Annotated in this window: 2 protein-coding genes; both read left to right on the forward strand. The window is 54.5% G+C overall.

Annotated features, from left to right (window positions below):
* The coding region (locus tag KDK19_RS10725; protein ID WP_257291921.1) for an ankyrin repeat domain-containing protein at nt 1–683 on the forward strand (683 nt) is incomplete at its 5' end.
* A 182-nt stretch (nt 684–865) separates the two neighbouring features.
* Nucleotides 866–1,046: hypothetical protein (locus KDK19_RS10730; RefSeq protein ID WP_257288584.1), on the forward strand; the 181-nt coding region annotated here is incomplete at its 3' end.

A 1,046-nucleotide genomic window follows, 5' to 3' on the forward strand; every position in this document is an offset into this window, starting at 1 on the left:
CCCCTCTGATACTCGCTCTCTGCGATAATCACACCGACTGCGCGAAACTTCTGCTCGACGCCGGAGCGAATCCCAATGCCCGGACTGAAAATGGCATCACCCCGCTATACGTCGCAGCCGAGAAGGGCAATACCGAATGCGTGGAACGCCTGATTGAGCTCGAGGCGGATCTCGACGCCGCCTTGTTGGGCGGCGTGACGCCGCTGTTTGTCGCTGCCAAAAATAATAACATCGGCTCCGTGAAACGCCTGATCAACGCCGGGGCAAATCTCGACGCCCGGAGGACTGAGGATGGCTTCACCCCGCTGCAAATCGCAATCTTGTTGTGCAATATCGAGTGTGTGGAAGGCCTGATCAACGCCGGGGCGGCTGTCAACATCAGGACTACGAGCGGAAGCACGCCTCTGCACATCGCAGTCGAGGAGGGCTATCAAGACTGCGTGCAACGCCTGATCAACGCCGGGGCGAATATCAACGCCCAGAGGACTAATGGCGCGACCCCGCTGTTATTAGCAGCCCGGGACGGCCATACCGAGTGTTTAAAACACCTGATCAGGGCCAGTGCGAATATCAACACCGCCTTGTTTGATGGCACCACCCCACTCTCCATCGCAACCGAGATGGGCAATGCCGACTGTGTGAGAATCCTGACCCACTTTGGAGCAAGTAAGGGTACAAAATAAAGATACCAGGTTATCCAGTCAGTGCGATGAAGTAACACCGGAGGTCGGTGCGCAATAGGTCGGCATATCCGATGCCGGTGTTGCTTCAGCCATAGCAAACTTTATAGCCATAGAACTGAACTTTCGAGCTGTTCTTGAGTCCAATCCGCATTACTTATTAACTAACACGGATATTCTACTCAATGGATGGCATTGCTCGCACTCCTGCCCCCGGGGACACTGAAGCACCGCAGGAAGACCCTGTCTGTCCCATTTGTTTTGGCAAATTCCATGGCCGTGCTACAGCGCCTGTGGTCGTCAAAACCCATTGTTGTGGCAACCGCTTCGATCTGGACTGTATTTTGAAGTATTGTGTTGATCAGC

It is taken from the genome of Endozoicomonas sp. ONNA1 (assembly GCF_024606325.1).
GTDB lineage: Bacteria > Pseudomonadota > Gammaproteobacteria > Pseudomonadales > Endozoicomonadaceae > Endozoicomonas_A.